Genomic DNA, 1,074 nt, shown 5'->3' with positions numbered 1-1,074 from the left:
GCGCCACCCGGATGCCGCCCCCCTGTGCCCCGAACCTTTGCCGGGCGTCTCACGCCCGCGTCCCCCTCCCCAGGGACCCGCTCCCGCGCCCCTCTCCCCCGGCGCCGCCCCTGCGCACCACGTTCCCGCGCACCGGCCCCCTCCCGTACGTCGCCCTCGGCGCCCGCCAGCCGGCCGTACGCAGCCCCGGCGCGCCAGCCCGTACGCCAACCCCACGCTCCGGCCCCACACCCCGCGAGCGCCCACACAGCCAACCCACGTCCCCACAGCCACAGCCACAGCCACAGCCACAGCCACAGCCACAGCCACAGCCACAGCGGGAAACGACTCAGCGCCGCGGTGGGCGCAGGGTTGGTCGGCGTCCCACCGCGGCGCTGAGGTGTGCGCCCCGGGTTGCTCGTGGGTTGTTCGCTCGTGGGTTGTTCGTGGGTTGCTAGGCGTCGCGCGGGCCGATGCCCAGGGCCTCGGTGGCCGTGGGGTTGACGAGCAGGGCGAGGGCGGTGATGGCCGCGAGGCCGACGACGACCCCGCCGGCGATCAGCGCGTTCCCCGAGTTGAGCAGGGTCCAGGCCACCGGCAGCGCCATGATCTGCGTGATCATGGCCGGCCCGCGGCTCCAGCGGCGGCGCAGCCACAACCCGCGCGCGGCCGTCAGCGGCAGCACGGCCAGCGCGAAGAACACCACCGCGAGGATCTCCGCCTGCTTCGGACTGTCCGGGTTGCCGGCCAACCCCATCACCATCAGGTACACCCCGTACGCGGCGAGCAGCACACCCTCGCCGGCGGCGATGACCGCGGCGCCGGTCAGCCTGGCGGGACGGGGCCCGGACGGCACCGCCGCAGCGGAAGCCGAGGGAGAAACCGCACCGGAAGCCGATTCGGAACCCGATGCAGAGGCCGCCGCCGTCCCCGATGACGCAGCGGGCCCGGCCTGGGTTGCTTCGGTTCCGGCCGTCCCGCGCGCCGCGGAGCGCCGGCCGGCGCCGGCCGGCCCGGGCCCGGCCGCGGCCGCGGGGCCCGCCGCCCCCCTCGGCCCCCCCCCCCGCCGCGCCGCGGGGCCCGCCGGGGCCGCCG

Annotated in this window: 1 protein-coding gene; it reads right to left on the bottom strand. The window is 77.6% G+C overall.

Going from position 1 to position 1,074, the window contains the following annotated elements; all coding sequences use genetic code 11:
* Nucleotides 1–433: 433 nt before the first annotated feature.
* Nucleotides 434–835 (bottom strand): hypothetical protein, encoded by a 402-nt coding sequence (locus AAHZ94_RS34465; RefSeq protein ID WP_349997612.1) that lies wholly within the window; start codon nucleotides 833–835, stop codon nucleotides 434–436.
* Nucleotides 836–1,074 lie beyond the last annotated feature (239 nt).

Origin of the sequence: Streptomyces sp. HSW2009 (assembly GCF_040240285.1) — a bacterium.
Taxonomy (GTDB): Bacteria; Actinomycetota; Actinomycetes; order Streptomycetales; family Streptomycetaceae; genus Streptomyces.
Note: the sequence above shows the minus strand (reverse complement) of the source record. Positions and strands in the feature narration are given on the sequence as shown.